This window comes from Streptomyces sp. NPDC048566, from assembly GCF_043199735.1.
Lineage (GTDB): Bacteria > Actinomycetota > Actinomycetes > Streptomycetales > Streptomycetaceae > Streptomyces.
The window spans coordinates 99,432-116,079 of the sequence record NZ_JBICWL010000003.1 but is presented as its reverse complement, the minus strand read 5'-3'; the positions used below and the strand labels follow the sequence as shown (position 1 = coordinate 116,079).

The following is a 16,648-nucleotide window of genomic DNA, read 5'->3' as shown; positions in this document are numbered from 1 at the left end:
CCGTCGGTCACGACAGCCGTCCAGAGGCCACCGCCCGAGACGCTCGTCACGCCCCGGCCGCACCCGCCGCCCCGAAGGCCCCGCGGGCCATCCGGTGCAGCAGCCCGGCCGTCGCCGCGCGTCCCGGCAGGGCTCCGGGGCGCCCGAGGTGCGGGGTGGAGTTCAGCAGGCCGAAGACCGAGTGCACGGCCGACCGGGCGACGGGCTCGGCCAGCTCCGGGTACACCTCGCGGACCACCTCCACCCACAGCTCGACGTACTGCCGCTGGAGCTGGCGCACCAGCTTGCGGTCGCTGTCCCGCAGGCGATCCAGCTCCCGGTCGTGCAGGGTGATCAGGGGGCGGTCGTCCAGCGCGAAGTCGATGTGCCCCTCGATGAGCGAGTCCAGGAGCGCCTCGGCGCCCCCGTCCGCCTCGGCCACCCGGCGCCTGCCCCCCGCGAGGAGCTGCCCGCTGATACCCACCAGCAGTTCGGCGAGCATCGCGTCCTTGCCGGGGAAGTGCCGGTACAGCCCGGGGCCGCTGATGCCGACCGCCGCCCCTATCTCGTCCACGCCCACACCGTGGAAGCCGCGCTCGGCGAAGAGCCGCGCCGCTTCCCTGAGGATCTGCTCACGGCGGGTGGGGGCGTCGGTTCTGGTGGCCATGGAAGTGATTCTAGACAGGGAGGTTAGCGGTCGTTAACCTGAAGGAAATGCGTTAACGCTCATTAACTGGTCGACCACTGGTGAGGGGACCGCAAGAATGCACGAGGCACCGGAGCTGACGAGCGCGGCCGATCCCGCGTCGGACGCCTGGCGGGCCAACGAGGCGGCGCACCGCGCGCTGGGCGAGGAGCTGCGGGCCAAGCTGGCCGCGGCCCGGCTCGGCGGCGGCGAGAAGGCGCGCGCCCGGCACACCGCGCGCGGCAAGCTGCTGCCCCGCGACCGCGTGGACACCCTCCTCGACCCCGGCTCGCCGTTCCTGGAGCTGGCGCCGCTCGCCGCCGACGGGATGTACGACGGGCAGGCCCCGGCCGCCGGCGTCGTCGCGGGCATCGGCCGGGTCAGCGGCCGCGAGTGCGTGATCGTCGCCAACGACGCCACGGTCAAGGGCGGCACGTACTACCCGATGACGGTGAAGAAGCACCTGCGCGCCCAGGAGGTCGCGCTGGAGAACCGCCTGCCCTGCGTCTACCTCGTCGACTCCGGGGGTGCCTTCCTGCCCATGCAGGACGAGGTCTTCCCCGACCGCGACCACTTCGGGCGGATCTTCTACAACCAGGCCCGGATGTCGGGCGCGGGCATCCCGCAGATCGCCGCGGTCCTCGGCTCCTGCACCGCCGGCGGCGCCTACGTGCCGGCGATGAGCGACGAGGCCGTGATCGTCCGCGGCCAGGGCACGATCTTCCTCGGCGGCCCGCCGCTGGTGAAGGCCGCCACCGGCGAGGTCGTGACGGCGGAGGAACTGGGCGGCGGCGAGGTCCACGCCCGCGTGTCGGGCGTGACCGACCACCTCGCGGAGGACGACGCGCACGCGCTGCGGATCGTCCGGAACATCGTCGCCACCCTCCCCGCGCGCGGGGCACTCCCGTGGTCGGTGGAACCGTCCGTGGAGCCCAAGGCGGACCCGGCCGGGCTGTACGGCGCGGTGCCGGTCGACTCCCGCACCCCCTACGACGTCCGCGAGGTCATCGCGCGCGTGGTCGACGGCTCGCGGTTCGCCGAGTTCAAGGCCGAGTTCGGGCAGACCCTGGTCACCGGGTTCGCCCGGATCGAGGGCCACCCGGTCGGCATCGTCGCGAACAACGGCATCCTCTTCTCCGAGTCGGCCCAGAAGGGCGCGCACTTCATCGAGCTGTGCGACCAGCGCGGCATCCCGCTGGTGTTCCTCCAGAACATCTCGGGCTTCATGGTCGGCCGCCAGTACGAGGCGGGCGGCATCGCCAAGCACGGCGCGAAGATGGTCACGGCGGTGGCCTGCACGCGCGTGCCGAAGCTGACCGTCGTGATCGGCGGATCGTACGGCGCGGGCAACTACTCGATGTGCGGCCGGGCGTACTCGCCGCGCTTCCTGTGGATGTGGCCCGGGGCGAAGATCTCCGTGATGGGCGGCGAGCAGGCCTCCTCGGTCCTCGCGACCGTCAAGCGCGACCAGTTGGAGGCGCGCGGGGAGTCCTGGTCCGCCGAGGACGAGGAGGAGTTCAAGGCGCCGATCCGCGGGCAGTACGAGCGCCAGGGCAGCGCGTACTACGCGACCGCCCGGCTCTGGGACGACGGGGTCATCGACCCGGCGGAGACCCGGCAGGTCCTCGGACTCGCCCTGACCGCCTGTGCCAACGCGCCCCTGGGTGACCCCCAGTTCGGCGTCTTCCGGATGTGAGGGGACCCATGTTCGACACGGTGCTTGTGGCCAACCGGGGCGAGATCGCCGTACGCGTCATCCGCACGCTGCGCGCGCTCGGCGTGCGCTCGGTGGCCGTCTTCTCGGACGCCGACGCGGACGCGCGGCACGTCCGGGAGGCCGACACGGCCGTACGGATCGGGCCGGCGCCCGCGTCCGAGAGCTATCTGTCGGTGGAGCGGCTGCTGGAGGCGGCGGCCCGCAGCGGAGCCCAGGCCGTCCACCCGGGGTACGGCTTCCTGGCCGAGAACGCCGTCTTCGCGCGGGCCTGCGCGGACGCCGGACTCGTCTTCATCGGACCGTCCCCCGAGGCGATCTCCCTGATGGGCGACAAGATCCGCGCCAAGGAGACGGTCCGGGAGGCCGGCGTACCGGTCGTCCCCGGCTCCTCGGGCAGCGGCCTGACGGACGCCGAGCTGATCGGGGCGGCACGGGAGATCGGCGTGCCGGTGCTGCTGAAGCCGAGCGCCGGCGGCGGCGGCAAGGGCATGCGCCTGGTCCGCGACGCCGACGCCCTCGCCGACGAGATCGCCGCCGCGCGCCGGGAGGCCCGCGCCTCCTTCGGCGACGACACCCTGCTGGTCGAGCGGTGGGTGGACCGCCCCCGGCACATCGAGATCCAGGTCCTCGCCGACGCCCACGGCAACGTCGTGCACCTCGGCGAGCGCGAGTGCTCCCTCCAGCGCCGCCACCAGAAGATCATCGAGGAGGCGCCGAGCGTCTTCCTCGACTCCGCCACCCGGGCCGCGATGGGCGAGGCCGCCGTCCAGGCGGCCCGCTCCTGCGGCTACCGGGGAGCGGGCACGGTCGAGTTCATCGTCTCCGGCGGCGACGCCTCCTCGTACTACTTCATGGAGATGAACACCCGGCTCCAGGTGGAGCACCCGGTCACCGAACTGGTCACCGGCCTCGACCTGGTCGAGTGGCAGCTGCGGGTGGCCGCGGGCGAGCCGCTCCCCCTCGCGCAGGACGACATCACCCTCACCGGGCACGCCGTGGAGGCCCGGATCTGCGCCGAGGACCCCGCCCGCGGATTCCTCCCCTCCGGCGGCACCGTCCTCGCCCTGCACGAGCCCCGGGGCGAGGGGGTGCGCACCGACTCGGGCCTCTCGGAGGGCACGGAGGTCGGCAGCCTGTACGACCCGATGCTCTCCAAGGTCATCGCCTACGGCCCGGACCGGCCCACCGCGCTGCGCCGGCTGCGGGCCGCCCTCGCCGACACGGTCACCCTCGGCGTCCAGACCAACGCCGGCTTCCTGCGCCGGCTGCTGGCCCATCCGGACGTGGTGGCCGGCGACCTGGACACCGGCCTGGTCGAGCGCGAGGCGCCCGGACTGGTCCCGGAGGGCGTGCCGGAGGAGGTGTACGAGGCGGCGGCGGCGGTGCGGCTCGCTGCTCTGGCCCCGGCGGGCGGCGGCTGGACCGATCCGTTCTCGGTGCCGAGCGGCTGGCGGCTCGGCGGCGTACCGCGGCCGGTGAGCTTCCCGCTGCGGGTCCTGGAGCCCGTCGAGTACACCCCGCGCGGCACCCACTCGGTCGGCGCGGACAAGGTCGCGGTCACGCTCGACGGAGTACGGCACACCTTCCACCGCGCCGGCGACTGGATCGGCCGCGACGGCGACGCCTGGCACGTGCGCGACCACGACCCGGTGGCGGCGTCGCTCACCGGCGCCGCGCACGCCGGCGCCGACTCGCTGACCGCCCCCATGCCGGGCACGGTGACCGTGGTGAAGGTCTCCGTCGGCGACGAGGTGGCCGCCGGCCAGAGCCTGCTGGTGGTCGAGGCGATGAAGATGGAGCACGTCATCTCCGCGCCGCACGCCGGGACGGTCAGCGAACTGGACGTCACACCGGGCACCACGGTCGCGATGGACCAGGTCCTCGCGGTCGTCACCCCCGCGGAGGAGGCGGAGACCGCATGAGCGCCACCGAACGGGCCCTGCCGATGACCGTGCCCGCGCCGGACCTGCCCGCCCGGGTGCGCATCCACGAGGTGGGTGCGCGCGACGGCCTGCAGAACGAGAAGGCGACCGTGCCGACCGAGGTCAAGGCGGAGTTCATCCGGCGTCTCGCCGACGCGGGTCTGACCACGATCGAGGCGACCAGCTTCGTGCACCCCAAGTGGGTGCCCCAACTGGCCGACGCCGAAGCGCTGTTCCCCCAGGTGTCCGGCCTCCCGGTCGCCCTCCCGGTCCTCGTGCCGAACGAGCGTGGCCTGGACCGGGCACTCGCGCTCGGCGCCCGCCAGGTGGCCGTCTTCGCCAGCGCGACGGAGTCGTTCGCCCGGGCCAACCTGAACCGGGGGCTCGACGAGGCGCTCGCCGCGTTCGATCCGGTGGTGCGCCGGGCGAAGGACGCGGGCCTGACCGTCCGCGCCTACGTCTCGATGTGCTTCGGCGACCCGTGGGAGGGAGCCGTCCCGGTCCACCAGGTCGCGCGGGTCTGCACGGCGCTCATGGACATGGGAGCCGACGAGCTGAGCCTCGGCGACACGATCGGCGTGGCGACCCCCGGCCATGTCCGCTCCCTGCTCACGGAGCTGAACGGGCGGGGTGTGCCGACCGGGTCGATCGCCGTGCACTTCCACGACACCTACGGCCAGGCGCTGTCCAACACCCTGGCCGCTCTCCAGCACGGCGTCGGCATCGTCGACGCCTCCGCGGGCGGCCTCGGCGGCTGCCCGTACGCGAAGTCCGCGACCGGCAACCTCGCCACCGAGGACCTCGTGTGGATGCTCCAGGGCCTCGGTATCGACACCGGGGTCGACCTCGGCCGCCTCACCGCCACCAGCGTGTGGATGGCCGGACAACTGGGCCGACCCAGCCCGTCCCGCACCGTCAAAGCCCTCTCCCACCAGGAGTGAACCGCATGTCCCTGGACCACCGCCTGTCCCCCGAACTGGAGGAGCTCCGCCGCACGGTGGAGGCCTTCGCGCACGACGTGGTCGCCCCGAAGATCGGCGACTTCTACGAGCGGCACGAGTTCCCCTACGAGATCGTGCGCGAGATGGGCCGCATGGGCCTGTTCGGGCTGCCGTTCCCGGAGGAGTACGGCGGCATGGGCGGCGACTACCTCGCCCTCGGCATCGCCCTGGAGGAGCTGGCCCGGGTCGACTCGTCCGTGGCCATCACCCTGGAGGCGGGCGTCTCGCTCGGCGCCATGCCCCTCCACCTGTTCGGCACCGAGGCGCAGAAGGCTCGGTGGCTGCCCCGGCTCTGCTCCGGTGAGATCCTCGGCGCGTTCGGCCTGACCGAGCCGGACGGCGGATCGGACGCGGGCGCCACCCGGACGACGGCACGGCTGGACCCGGACACCGACGAGTGGGTCATCAACGGCAGCAAGTGCTTCATCACCAACTCCGGCACGGACATCACCGGCCTGGTGACCGTCACCGCGGTCACCGGCCGCAAGCCCGACGGCAGGCCGCAGATCTCGGCGATCATCGTGCCCTCGGGCACCCCGGGCTTCACGGTCGCCGCCCCGTACTCGAAGGTCGGCTGGAACGCCTCGGACACCCGCGAACTGTCCTTCGTCGACGTCCGGGTGCCGGCCGCGAACCTGCTCGGCGAGGAGGGCCGCGGCTACGCCCAGTTCCTGCGCATCCTGGACGAGGGCCGCATCGCCATCGCCGCGCTCGCCACCGGGCTGGCGCAGGGCTGTGTGGACGAGTCGGTGCGGTACGCCAAGGAGCGGCACGCGTTCGGGCGGCCGATCGGCGCCAACCAGGCCATCCAGTTCAAGATCGCCGACATGGAGGCGAAGGCGCACATGGCCCGCGTCGGCTGGCGCGACGCGGCCTCCCGCCTGGTGGCGGGCGAACCGTTCAAGAAGGAGGCGGCGATCGCGAAGCTCTACTCCTCCACGATCGCCGTGGACAACGCCCGCGACGCCACCCAGGTGCACGGCGGCTACGGCTTCATGAACGAGTACCCGGTGGCCCGGATGTGGCGCGACTCCAAGATCCTGGAGATCGGCGAGGGCACCAGCGAGGTCCAGCGCATGCTCATCGCGCGGGAGTTGGGCCTCTCCGGCTGACCTCCGCCGGCACCGATCCCGACCGGCCGCGCCTCCCTGCACGGGGGGCGCGGCCGGTCTGCGTCCGCGGCACGGCGGGCGGGCCCCCGGCACCCCCACCCCCTGGACAACTACCAAGGTTAGGCTAACCTACCTTCGAACCTGTCCGGCGGGCGCCGTCGCGCGCCCCGTGCCGAAAGCGGCCCCCTCATGCCCAACGCCCGTGCCACCCACCTCACCCGTCGCGGCGTCCTCGCCGCGGGCGGCGCCCTCGGCCTCGGTGTCGCCCTCGCCGCCTGCGGCGACGAAGACGCCTCGAAGAACGGTGGTTCGGACACGGGGAAATCCGGCGCCGCCTCCGGGCCCTGGAGCTTCGAGGACGACCGCGGCACCACGGTCGAGCTGGACAAGACCCCGGCGAACATCGTCGCCTTCACCGGCGTCGCCGCCGCCCTCTTCGACTACGGCATCGAGGTCAAGGGGGTCTTCGGCCCGACCCGGACCAAGGACGGCTCGGCCGACGTCCAGGCCGGCGACATGGACGTCAGCAAGGTGACCGTACTCGGCAACGAGTGGGGCCAGTTCAACATCGAGAAGTACGCGGGCCTCGCACCCGACGTGCTCGTCTCGACGATGTTCGACTCCTCCGGCACCCTCTGGTACGTGCCCGAGGAGTCCAAGGACAAGATCCTCAAGCTGGCCCCGAGCGTCGGCCTGTCGGTGTACGACGTGCAGATGCCGCAGCCGCTCCAGCGCATGCTCGCCCTGGCGAAGTCGCTCGGCGCCGACGTGACGTCGGCCCGGATCGTCGCGTCGAAGAAGAAGTTCGAGAAGGCGGCCGAGCGGCTGCGCGCGGCCGCGAAGGCCCGCCCGGAGATCAAGGTCCTCGCGGGCAGCGCGAGCCAGGACATCTTCTACGTGTCCGGCTCCAACCTCTCCATCGACCTGGAGTACTTCAAGGCGCTCGGCGTGAACATCGTCGAGCCCTCGGCCAAGGCCCTGAAGGCCAGTGGCGGCTGGTTCGAGAACCTGAGCTGGGAGAACGTCGACACCTACCCGGCCGACGTCATCATGATGGACGACCGCACCTCGACCATCCAGCCGGCCGACATCACCGAGGCCACCTGGAAAAAGCTGCCCGCCGTCAAGGCCGGCCAGGTCGTCGCGCGCACCCCGGAGCCGATCCTGTCGTACGACAAGTGCGCCCCGATCCTCGACCGGCTCGCCGAGGCCATCGAGAACGCCAGGAAGGTCGCCTGACACCCGCACGCCCACGTGAACCCCGACACCTCTCCGGGAGCACTCATGACGACGGCCGTGGCCGCCCCGTTCCGCTTCTTCTCCCTCCGGGTCGTGACCACGCGGCGGCTCGGCCCGTCCCTGGTCCGGGTAACCTTCGGCGGGCCCGACCTGGACCGGTTCCGCTCCGAGGGGCGCGACCAGTCGCTGTCGCTGTTCCTGCCACACCCCGGCCAGAGCGAACCGGCGGTGCCCGTCGACCGGGGAGACGGGTGGTGGCAGGCGTGGCGCGAACTCCCCGACGACGTACGGGCCGTGATGCGCTCGTACACCCTGCGCGCACTGCGCCGCACACCGGGCGGGCCCACCGAGATCGACATCGACTTCGTGCTGCACGGCACGGAGCCGGGGTCCGCCGTCCCGGCCGGGCCCGCCTCGCGCTGGGCCTCGCGGGCGCGGCCCGGCGACCGGGTCGTCCTGCTCGGCCCCGCCGTCGCGGACAACCGGGCGATCCGGTTCCGGCCGCCGTCCGGCACCGATCTCGTCGTCCTGTGGGGCGACGAGACGGCCCTGCCCGCGGTCTGCGCCATCCTGTCCTCGCTGCCCGCCGGACTGCCCGTCCACGCCTGGCTGGAGGTCGGCCACCCCGGCGACGTCCGGGAACCGGTGACGGCGGCGGACGCCCGGATCACCTGGCGGGTCCGGGACGGCCGCGCCGGCCCGGACTCCGCCGCGACGCTCGACGCCCTGCGGGCCGCCCGGCTGCCGGCTGCGACGGCGCCGTACGCCTGGGTCGCGGGTGAGGCCGGACGCGTCAGGGACGTCCGCAGGCACCTGGTGCGCGAGCGGGGACTGGACCGGCGGCGGGTCACCTTCGTCGGCTACTGGCGGCAGGGTCTGACGGAGGAGCAGCTCCACCAGAGCGGCGCCTAGCGCGCCGACCGGACGGGTTCACCGACGCGCGGCGTCCGGCTCGCGGCGTCCGGCACCGCTCCTCGCCGCGCCGTCGCACCACCCGCATACATCCCGTACACGGGCGACGCTCCACCCGCGATGCACCGCACCGGGCACCGCGAGCCGTCCGACGAACCCTCCCGGCCCGTCCGCCGCGGGACGCCCCGCCCGCCCGCCGCACCGGGCGGAAGCCCCCGCACCTCCCCGCCGGCACGCCGAGAGCACGCGCGCGACGCCCCGCGGCCCGCCCTCCGGGCGAACGACGGGACATGCGCAACTCGCCCTGGCTCAGCGCCGGCCGGCCCCATCCGGCGACGACCGGCGGGAGGTGCGGTCCCGGGCCGGGGAACCTGCCGAAGGGCAGGTCGTGGCGTTCAACTTAGGTTAGGCTAACCTAAGCAATGCTTCGCGGCCCGCCCTTTCCCCGTCCCGCTCGGACTCTCCCCCGCACGGAGGACCCCCACATGCGCTCGCACCTGCTCAACGACACCACCGCGGACCGGTACCGCCGCTCCGTGACCGAAGGCGTCGAGCGGGTGGCGGCCAAACTCGCCACCACCACCGGCCCGTTCACGGGCGTCGCGGTCGACGACCTCGCCCCCCGCATCGCGGGCATCGACCTCGACAAGCCCCTGCACGACAGCACCGCCGCCCTCGACGAACTGGAGGAGGTCTACCTCCGGGACGCGGTCTACTTCCACCACCCCCGCTACCTCGCCCACCTCAACTGCCCGGTCGTCATCCCGGCGGTGCTCGGCGAGGCGGTGCTCTCCGCCGTCAACTCCTCCCTGGACACCTGGGACCAGTCGGCCGGCGGCACCCTCATCGAGCGCAGGCTCGTCGACTGGACCTGCGAGCGCGTCGGCCTCGGACCGCGCGCCGACGGCGTCTTCACCAGCGGCGGCAGCCAGTCCAACCTCCAGGCGCTGCTGCTGGCCCGCGAGGAGGCCGCGCCGGCGGACCTCGGCGACCTGCGGATCCTCGTCTCGGAGGCCGGCCACTTCAGCGTCAGGAAGTCGGCCACACTCCTCGGACTCGGCCCCGACGCCGTCGTGACCGTCCCCGTCGACCACGACCAGCGCATGCAGACCGTGGCCCTCGCCCGGGAACTGGAGCGCTGCGAGGAGGCCGGCCTCGTCCCCATGGCCGTCGTCGCCACCGCGGGCACCACCGACTTCGGTTCCATCGACCCGCTCCCCGAGATCGCGGCGCTCTGCGCGCGGTCCGGCGCCTGGATGCACGTGGACGCCGCCTACGGCTGCGGCCTGCTCGCCTCCCGGAGGAACCGCGACCGCCTCCACGGCATCGAGCGCGCCGACTCCGTCACGGTCGACTACCACAAGTCCTTCTTCCAGCCGGTGAGTTCCTCGGCCCTGCTGGTCCGCGACGGCGGCACGCTGCGGCACGCGACCTATCACGCGGAGTACCTCAACCCGCGCCGGATGGCCGAGGAGCGCATCCCCAACCAGGTCGACAAGTCCCTCCAGACCACCCGCCGGTTCGACGCCCTGAAACTCTGGATGACCCTGCGGGTGATGGGCGCCGACGCCGTCGGCGACCTCTTCGACGAGGTGTGCGACCTGGCGGCCCGAGGCTGGGAACTGCTGGCCGCCGACCCGCGGTTCGACGTCGTCGTGGAGCCCTCGCTGTCCACCCTCGTCTTCCGCTTCGTCCCGCCCGGCGTCACCGACCCCGGCGCGATCGACCGCGCCAACCTGTACGCCCGCAAGGCCCTGTTCGCCTCCGGTGACGCCGTCGTGGCGGGCACCAAGGTCCGCGGACGCCACCACCTGAAGTTCACCCTGCTCAACCCGGAGACGACGGTGGACGACATCGCCGCCGTCCTCGACCTGATCGCCGGCCACGCCGAGCAGTACCTGGGAGACTCCCTTGACCGCGCCAGCTGACACCACGGACACGACCCACGACTTCGTGGGGATCGGGCTGGGGCCCTTCAACCTCGGCCTCGCCTGCCTCACCGAACCGATCGCCGAACTCGACGGCGTCTTCCTGGAGTCGAAGCCCGCCTTCTCGTGGCACTCCGGGATGTTCCTGGAGGGCGCCCACCTCCAGACGCCCTTCCTGTCGGACCTGGTCACCCTCGCCGACCCGACGTCCCCGTACTCCTTCCTCAACTACCTGAAGGAGTCCGGCCGCCTGTACTCGTTCTACATCCGCGAGAACTTCTACCCGCTGCGCGTGGAGTACGACGCCTACTGCCGCTGGGCCGCGAACAGGCTCCGCACCGTCCGCTTCGGCACCACGGTCGTGGAGGTGACCTGCGAGGACGAGGTGTACGCCGTGCGCACGGCGGGCGGCGAGGTCTACCGCGCCCGCCACCTGGTCCTCGGCACCGGCACGCAGCCCCACGTGCCGCCGGCCTGCGCCGGCCTCGGCGGCGACTTCGTCCACACCTCACGCTACATGGACCACAAGCGGGAGCTGCAGTCCAAGGAGTCGATCACCCTGGTGGGCAGCGGCCAGTCCGCCGCGGAGATCTTCCACGACCTGCTGGGCGAGATCGACGTCCACGGCTACCGGCTGACCTGGGTGACCCGCTCGCCGCGCTTCTTCCCCCTCGAATACACCAAGCTCACCCTGGAGATGACCTCCCCGGAGTACATCGACTACTTCCACGCGCTGCCCGAGCCGACCCGCTACCGCCTCCAGGACGAGCAGAAGGGCCTGTTCAAGGGCATCGACGGCGACCTGATCAACGGCATCTTCGACCTGCTGTACCAGAAGAACCTGGACGGCCCGGTTCCGGCCCGCCTGCTCACCAACTCCTCCCTGGAGTCGGCCCGCCACGAGAACGGGACGTACACCCTGGGGCTGCGCCAGCAGGAGCAGGACAAGGAGTACGAACTGCGCTCGGCGGGGCTGATCCTGGCGACCGGCTACCGCTACACCGAGCCCGCGTTCCTCGCCCCCGTCCGCGACCGCCTGCGCTACGACGGCCGCGGCAACCTCGACGTGGCCCGCAACTACGCCGTCGACACCACCGGACGCGGGATCTTCCTGCAGAACGGCGGCGTCCACACCCACTCGATCACCTCGCCGGACCTCGGGATGGGCGCGTACCGCAACGCGTACATCATCCGCGAGCTGCTCGGCACCGAGTACTACCCGGTCGAGAAGACCATCGCGTTCCAGGAGTTCTCCGCATGAGCACCACCACCGCACTCGGCACCTTCCGCCTCCGCCCCCTCGACCCGGCCGCGGACGCCCCCCTGCTGCACCGCTGGGTGACGCACCCGAAGGCGGCCTTCTGGATGATGCAGGAGGCGAGCCAGGCCGACGTGGAACGCGAGTACACCGCCATCGCGGCCGACGAGCACCACCACGCCCGGATCGGGCTGCTCGACGGGGAGCCCGTCTTCCTCATGGAGCGCTACGACCCGCGCCACGTCGAACTGGTCGGGCTCTACGACCCGGAACCCGGCGACGTCGGGATGCACTTCCTGGTCGCGCCGACCGACACCCCCGTGCACGGATTCACCCGCGCCGTGATCACCGCCGTGATGGAGCACCTCTTCGCCGACCCGGCGACCCGGCGCGTGGTCGTGGAGCCGGACGTGGGCAACACGGCGGTGCACGCGCTGAACGAGGCCGTCGGCTTCGTGCCCGAACGGGAGATCCGCAAGCCGGAGAAGCGGGCCCTGCTGAGCTTCTGCACCCGGGAGCAGTTCGCGAAGGCGGTGGCGGCATGAACCTCGCCGACGGCGTCGCCCACCTCTCCCCCGAGCGCTGGGCGACCGCCAACCGCCTCCTCGTCCGCAAGGCGCTCGCCGAGTTCGCCCACGAACGGCTGATCACCCCGCTGCGGCTGCCGGACGGCCGCTACGAGGTCCGCTCCGACGACGGCGCCACCCGCTACCGCTACACCGCGGTGCGGCGCGCCCTCGACCACTGGCAGGTGGACGCCGACTCCATCACCCGGCTCCGCGACGGCGCCGAACTCCCCCTGTCCGCACCGGACTTCCTCATCGAGCTGCGCCGGTCGCTGGGGCTCGGCGAGGAGGTGCTGCCGGTCTACCTGGAGGAGATCTCCTCCACGCTCTCCGGCACCTGCTACAAACTGGCCAAGCCGCCCCTGCCGGTCCGCGACCTGGTCGACGCCGGGTTCCAGGCGATCGAGACGGGGATGACCGAGGGCCACCCCTGCTTCGTCGCCAACAACGGACGGCTCGGCTTCGGGGTGCACGAGTACCACGCCTACGCCCCCGAGACCGCGGCCCCGGTCCGGCTGGTGTGGCTGGCCGCGCACCGCTCCCGCGCGGTGTTCACCGCCGGGGAGGGCATCGCCTACGCGTCCTTCCTGCGCGAGGAGCTGGGCGCCGCGGCCGTCGAGCGGTTCGCCGCGACGCTGTCCGGGCAGGGCCTGGACCCGGACGACTACCTGCTCGTCCCGGTCCACCCCTGGCAGTGGTGGAACAAGCTGTCGGTGACCTTCGCCTCCGAGATCGCCCGCCGGCACCTGGTCTGCCTCGGCGAGGGTGACGACACGTACCTCGCCCAGCAGTCGATCCGGACGTTCTTCAACACGACGGACCCCGCGAAGCACTACGTGAAGACCGCGCTCAGCGTGCTCAACATGGGCTTCATGCGCGGGCTGTCCGCCGCCTACATGGAGGCGACCCCGGCCGTCAACGACTGGCTGGCGCGGCTCGTCGACGGCGACCCGGTGCTGAGGTCGACGGGTCTGTCGATCATCCGCGAGCGCGCCGCCGTCGGCTACCGGCACCCGGAGTACGAGGCCGCCACCGACCGGCACTCCCCGTACCGCAAGATGCTGGCCGCGCTGTGGCGGGAGAGCCCGGTGCCCTCGCTCCGGGAGGGCGAGAGCCTCGCCACGATGGCGTCGCTCCTGCACGTCGACCACGAGGGCGCCTCGTTCGCGGGCGCGCTGATCGAGCGGTCGGGGCAGACACCGGTGGAGTGGCTGCGCGACTACCTGCACGCCTACCTCACCCCGCTGCTGCACAGCTTCTACGCCTACGACCTCGTCTACATGCCGCACGGCGAGAACGTCATCCTGGTCCTGCGGGACGGGGCGGTGCGGCGGGCGATATACAAGGACATCGCCGAGGAGATCGCGGTGATGGACCCGCAGGCGGTGCTGCCCCCGGCGGTCGAGCGCATCCGGGTCGAGGTGCCCGAGGAGCACAGGCTCCTGTCCGTCTTCACGGACGTCTTCGACTGCTTCTTCCGCTTCCTCGCCGCACAGCTGGCGTCCGAGGGCGTCCTCGGCGAGGACGACTTCTGGCGCACGGTCGCCGACAGCGTGCGCGCCTACCAGGAGGCGGTGCCCGAACTGGAGGACCGGTTCCGCCGGTACGACCTGTTCGCCCCCGAGTTCGCGCTGTCCTGCCTGAACCGGCTCCAGCTGCGCGACAACCGGCAGATGGTGGACCTGGCGGACCCCTCGGGCGCACTCCAGCTGGTCGGCACGCTGCGGAACCCGATCGCCGGGTTCTGAGCGCGCGGCGCGCGGGCGCCGCGGCCGACGGGCGCCCCGGAGGCGGTCCTGCGGGGCGCCCGTCGGCGCGCCCGGCCGGTGCGCGGGCGGCACCCCGGACGCGCACCGGCCGCCGTACCGGTCGGGGCCACGCTCCCGGGGCGGCGGTGGAACAATCCCGAGCATGGCGGAAATCATCCAGCGGGACGGCACCTGGGTCCTCGACGGCGACGCGCTGCGGCTGACTCCGGGGCGGGACAGGAACGTCGGTCTGCTGCGCCGGGAGCTGGGTGAACTGACCGTTCCCCTGCGCGCGTTGGCGGGCATATCGCTGGAGCAGGGAAAGAGGTCCGGGCGGCTGCGGCTGCGGCTGCGCGACGGCGCGGACCCCCTGCTCCAGGCGACCGGGGGCCGGCTCGGCGAGCCGCACGACCCCTATCGGCTGACGGTCGAGGCGGACCGGTTCGGCGTCGCCGAGTACGTCGTGGACGAGGTGCGCAACGCCCTGCTGCTCGACGAGGTGCCGGCGGGGCCGGTCCAGGAGTACCTGCTCCCCGGCCCGGCGGTGCCGCTGTCCGCCTCCGCCGGGGACGGGACGGCGGCCTTCGACGGCGAGTGCGTGCGCCTGGACTGGAACTGGAAGACGGAGGAGGCGAAGTCGGCCGGCGGCCCGCGCGTCCTGGCCCTGGACGACATCACGGCCGTGGAGTGGCACCCCGCGGCCGGCCTGGAGAACGGCTGCCTGCGGTTCGGCGTGCGCGGCGCCGAGACGAAGGCACCGGCGAAGTACGACCCCCACGCGGTGGAGCTGTGGGGCTTCAAGAAGGACCCACTGATGGCGCTGGTCGCGGCGGCGGTGCAGGCGCGGCTGCCGCACCCGGCGGCGTCCGCGCCCGGGCCCGCCACCGCGCCGGCCAAGGAACCGGACGGGGTGGCGATCCCCGCACAGCCGTCCGGGGCCGATCACGACGCCCTGCTGCGCAGGCTGCGGGAGCTGGGCGAGCTGCACCGGGACGGCGTCCTGACGGACGAGGAGTTCGCGCTGGCCAAGCAGGCGGTCCTGCGGCGCCTGTGACGTCGGGCCCCGGTCCGCGTGCGGCGGCCCACACCGTGTGCGGGCACGCGGACCGCCCGCCCGCACCGCGCCGCCCGGCACGCCCGGTGCCGTGACCGGAAGGGTTCGCCGGACGGCTCGCGGCGTCCGGTGCGGTGCATCGCGAGGCGGAGCGTCTCCCGCGTACGGGATGTAACTCGGGTGATGCGACGACGCGGCGCGGTGCCGTGCCGGGCGTCGCGAGCCGGTGGCCCTTCCGGTCAGGGCACTAGCGGCGGGCGAGGCGGGTGAGCGTGACCCCGTTGGGGAAGGCGGTGCGCTCGGCGACGTCGAAGACGGCGGGGTCGAAGGCCCCCTCGACCACCGGGACGCCCGTGCCGGCGACGACCGGGTAGGTCTTGATCAGCAGCTCGTCGATCTCGGGCAGCAGGGTGCCCGCGAGCCGGCCGCCCCCGCAGAGCCAGACGTCCAGCTCGGCGTCCGCCTCGCCTTTGAGGTCGCGGACCAGGGCGAGCGGGTCCTTCGGCACGACGGTGACGGCCGAGTCGGTGTCCGGTTCGAGGGTGCTGGACACCACGTACTGGCGCAGGTGCGCGTACGGGCTGGTGATCCCGAGGTCGAGGGCCGGGCGGTAGGTGCCGAGACCCATGACGACGGTGTCGAAACGCCGGTTGGGCGCGCCGTCGACGCCGGCGGCGGCCCGGTGGGCGGTCGGGACGGTCTCCGGGTACAGCGTGCTCACCCAGGTCGCGTAGGCGGCTGCCTGCCGCTCGTCGCCCTGCGGAAAGAAGTCGAACTCGCCTCCGGGGCCGGCGATGCGGCCGTCGAGCGAGACGCCGACGTAGTACACGAGCTTGCGCACCAGGATCCCCCTACGTAGTACTCTGCCTGTAGTGGTCTGAACGTAGTACTACACATGGAGTGGTGTCAATGGCGAGACGGAACGACCGGCGGCGCGCGGCCCTGGTCGACGCGGCGATCGAGGTGCTGGCCCGGGACGGCGCACGCGGCCTGACCTTCCGGGCCGTCGACACCGAGGCCGCCGTCCCCACCGGCACGGCATCGAACTACTTCGGCAGCCGCGACGACCTGTTCACCCAGGCCGGCGCCCGGATCTACGAGCGGCTCCAGCCGGACGAGGCCACGATCGCCCGCCAGCGGGCGGCCGACCGCGACCGGGAGACCTACGCCGAACTGATGCGCGAGCTCGTCGGCCGCGTCGCCTCCTTCCGCGCCGGCTACCTCGCCCTGCTGGAACTCCGCCTGGAGGCCACCCGCCGCCCGGAACTGCGCAGGGTCCTCACCGAGCGGGTCCGGGCGGACGTCGACGCCAACGTCGCCTACCACGAGACCTCCGGCCTCCCGGGCGACGCCATGGCCGTCAAGCTGCTCATGCTGACGCTGAACTGGCTGATCGTCGAGCAGCTCACCCTGCCGGACGTGTTCTCCGAGGAGGAGCGCGACCGGCTGGCGACGGCCGCGGTGGAGCGCATCGTGGGGGCCGAGCAGACGGCCCGGCCCCAGGGATGACACCCGTCGGCCGCGGGG

At 72.8% G+C, this 16,648-nt stretch carries 14 protein-coding genes; 12 read left to right on the top strand and 2 right to left on the bottom strand.

The annotated features are described in order from the left end of the window. Window positions 1-46: 46 nt before the first annotated feature. Window positions 47-646, bottom strand: a complete 600-nt coding sequence (locus ACGFS9_RS07440; RefSeq protein WP_393251384.1) for a TetR/AcrR family transcriptional regulator — start codon at window positions 644-646, stop codon at window positions 47-49. A 97-nt stretch (window positions 647-743) separates the two neighbouring features. Between ACGFS9_RS07440 and ACGFS9_RS07435 the strand changes: the two genes are divergently transcribed. The 11 genes from ACGFS9_RS07435 (at window position 744) to ACGFS9_RS07385 (ending at window position 15,121) form a co-directional block, all read left to right on the top strand. After that, window positions 744-2,360, top strand: coding sequence for a carboxyl transferase domain-containing protein (locus ACGFS9_RS07435; protein ID WP_393251383.1), 1,617 nt, complete (start codon window positions 744-746; stop codon window positions 2,358-2,360). A gap of 8 nt (window positions 2,361-2,368) precedes the next feature. Next, entirely contained in the window at window positions 2,369-4,303 is a 1,935-nt protein-coding gene (locus tag ACGFS9_RS07430) for an acetyl/propionyl/methylcrotonyl-CoA carboxylase subunit alpha (RefSeq protein WP_393251382.1), read from the top strand. Next, on the top strand, window positions 4,300-5,244 hold the full coding sequence (locus tag ACGFS9_RS07425; RefSeq protein WP_393251381.1) for a hydroxymethylglutaryl-CoA lyase: 945 nt from the start codon (window positions 4,300-4,302) through the stop codon (window positions 5,242-5,244). The genes ACGFS9_RS07430 and ACGFS9_RS07425 overlap by 4 nt, the downstream gene beginning before the upstream one ends. 11 nt (window positions 5,245-5,255) lie before the next feature. Next, window positions 5,256-6,416 (top strand): acyl-CoA dehydrogenase family protein, encoded by a 1,161-nt coding sequence (locus ACGFS9_RS07420; RefSeq protein ID WP_393251644.1) that lies wholly within the window; start codon window positions 5,256-5,258, stop codon window positions 6,414-6,416. A gap of 189 nt (window positions 6,417-6,605) precedes the next feature. Then, window positions 6,606-7,655, top strand: a complete 1,050-nt coding sequence (locus tag ACGFS9_RS07415) for an ABC transporter substrate-binding protein (protein WP_393251380.1) — start codon at window positions 6,606-6,608, stop codon at window positions 7,653-7,655. A gap of 45 nt (window positions 7,656-7,700) precedes the next feature. Further along, window positions 7,701-8,567 carry a siderophore-interacting protein gene (locus tag ACGFS9_RS07410; RefSeq protein ID WP_393251379.1) on the top strand — a complete coding sequence of 289 codons (867 nt, stop codon included), beginning with the start codon at window positions 7,701-7,703 and terminating at the stop codon, window positions 8,565-8,567. Window positions 8,568-9,052: 485 nt separating this feature from the next. Beyond that, window positions 9,053-10,495: a lysine decarboxylase DesA gene (desA, locus tag ACGFS9_RS07405; protein ID WP_393251378.1), complete on the top strand. Its 1,443-nt coding sequence runs from the start codon at window positions 9,053-9,055 to the stop codon at window positions 10,493-10,495. Beyond that, complete coding sequence (locus tag ACGFS9_RS07400; RefSeq protein ID WP_393251377.1) at window positions 10,479-11,756, top strand: lysine N(6)-hydroxylase/L-ornithine N(5)-oxygenase family protein; 1,278 nt, start codon at window positions 10,479-10,481, stop codon at window positions 11,754-11,756. Before desA ends, ACGFS9_RS07400 begins: the two co-directional genes overlap by 17 nt. Next, entirely contained in the window at window positions 11,753-12,298 is a 546-nt protein-coding gene (locus tag ACGFS9_RS07395) for a GNAT family N-acetyltransferase (RefSeq protein ID WP_393251376.1), read from the top strand. Before ACGFS9_RS07400 ends, ACGFS9_RS07395 begins: the two co-directional genes overlap by 4 nt. Then, a complete protein-coding gene (locus ACGFS9_RS07390) occupies window positions 12,295-14,067 on the top strand; it encodes an IucA/IucC family protein (RefSeq protein ID WP_393251375.1) in 1,773 nt (590 codons plus the stop codon). The genes ACGFS9_RS07395 and ACGFS9_RS07390 overlap by 4 nt, the downstream gene beginning before the upstream one ends. A 163-nt stretch (window positions 14,068-14,230) precedes the next feature. After that, entirely contained in the window at window positions 14,231-15,121 is an 891-nt protein-coding gene (locus ACGFS9_RS07385) for a DUF4429 domain-containing protein (RefSeq protein WP_393251374.1), read from the top strand. Window positions 15,122-15,368: 247 nt separating this feature from the next. Here ACGFS9_RS07385 and ACGFS9_RS07380 read toward each other — a convergent pair whose 3' ends face one another. Then, window positions 15,369-15,962 carry a dihydrofolate reductase family protein gene (locus ACGFS9_RS07380; RefSeq protein ID WP_393251373.1) on the bottom strand — a complete coding sequence of 198 codons (594 nt, stop codon included), beginning with the start codon at window positions 15,960-15,962 and terminating at the stop codon, window positions 15,369-15,371. Window positions 15,963-16,030: 68 nt separating this feature from the next. Here ACGFS9_RS07380 and ACGFS9_RS07375 point away from each other — a divergent pair, with 68 nt between their 5' ends. After that, entirely contained in the window at window positions 16,031-16,630 is a 600-nt protein-coding gene (locus tag ACGFS9_RS07375) for a TetR/AcrR family transcriptional regulator (RefSeq protein ID WP_393251372.1), read from the top strand. Window positions 16,631-16,648: the final 18 nt, after the last annotated feature.

Coding starts and splice junctions, on each gene's coding strand:
- ACGFS9_RS07415 (WP_393251380.1), top strand. CDS start 6,606: ATGCCCAACGCCCGTGCCACCCACCTCACCCGTCGCGGCGTCCTCGCC.
- ACGFS9_RS07430 (WP_393251382.1), top strand. CDS start 2,369: ATGTTCGACACGGTGCTTGTGGCCAACCGGGGCGAGATCGCCGTACGC.
- ACGFS9_RS07395 (WP_393251376.1), top strand. CDS start 11,753: ATGAGCACCACCACCGCACTCGGCACCTTCCGCCTCCGCCCCCTCGAC.
- ACGFS9_RS07385 (WP_393251374.1), top strand. CDS start 14,231: ATGGCGGAAATCATCCAGCGGGACGGCACCTGGGTCCTCGACGGCGAC.
- ACGFS9_RS07425 (WP_393251381.1), top strand. CDS start 4,300: ATGAGCGCCACCGAACGGGCCCTGCCGATGACCGTGCCCGCGCCGGAC.
- ACGFS9_RS07410 (WP_393251379.1), top strand. CDS start 7,701: ATGACGACGGCCGTGGCCGCCCCGTTCCGCTTCTTCTCCCTCCGGGTC.
- ACGFS9_RS07375 (WP_393251372.1), top strand. CDS start 16,031: ATGGCGAGACGGAACGACCGGCGGCGCGCGGCCCTGGTCGACGCGGCG.
- ACGFS9_RS07440 (WP_393251384.1), bottom strand. CDS start 646: ATGGCCACCAGAACCGACGCCCCCACCCGCCGTGAGCAGATCCTCAGG.
- ACGFS9_RS07435 (WP_393251383.1), top strand. CDS start 744: ATGCACGAGGCACCGGAGCTGACGAGCGCGGCCGATCCCGCGTCGGAC.
- desA (WP_393251378.1), top strand. CDS start 9,053: ATGCGCTCGCACCTGCTCAACGACACCACCGCGGACCGGTACCGCCGC.
- ACGFS9_RS07390 (WP_393251375.1), top strand. CDS start 12,295: ATGAACCTCGCCGACGGCGTCGCCCACCTCTCCCCCGAGCGCTGGGCG.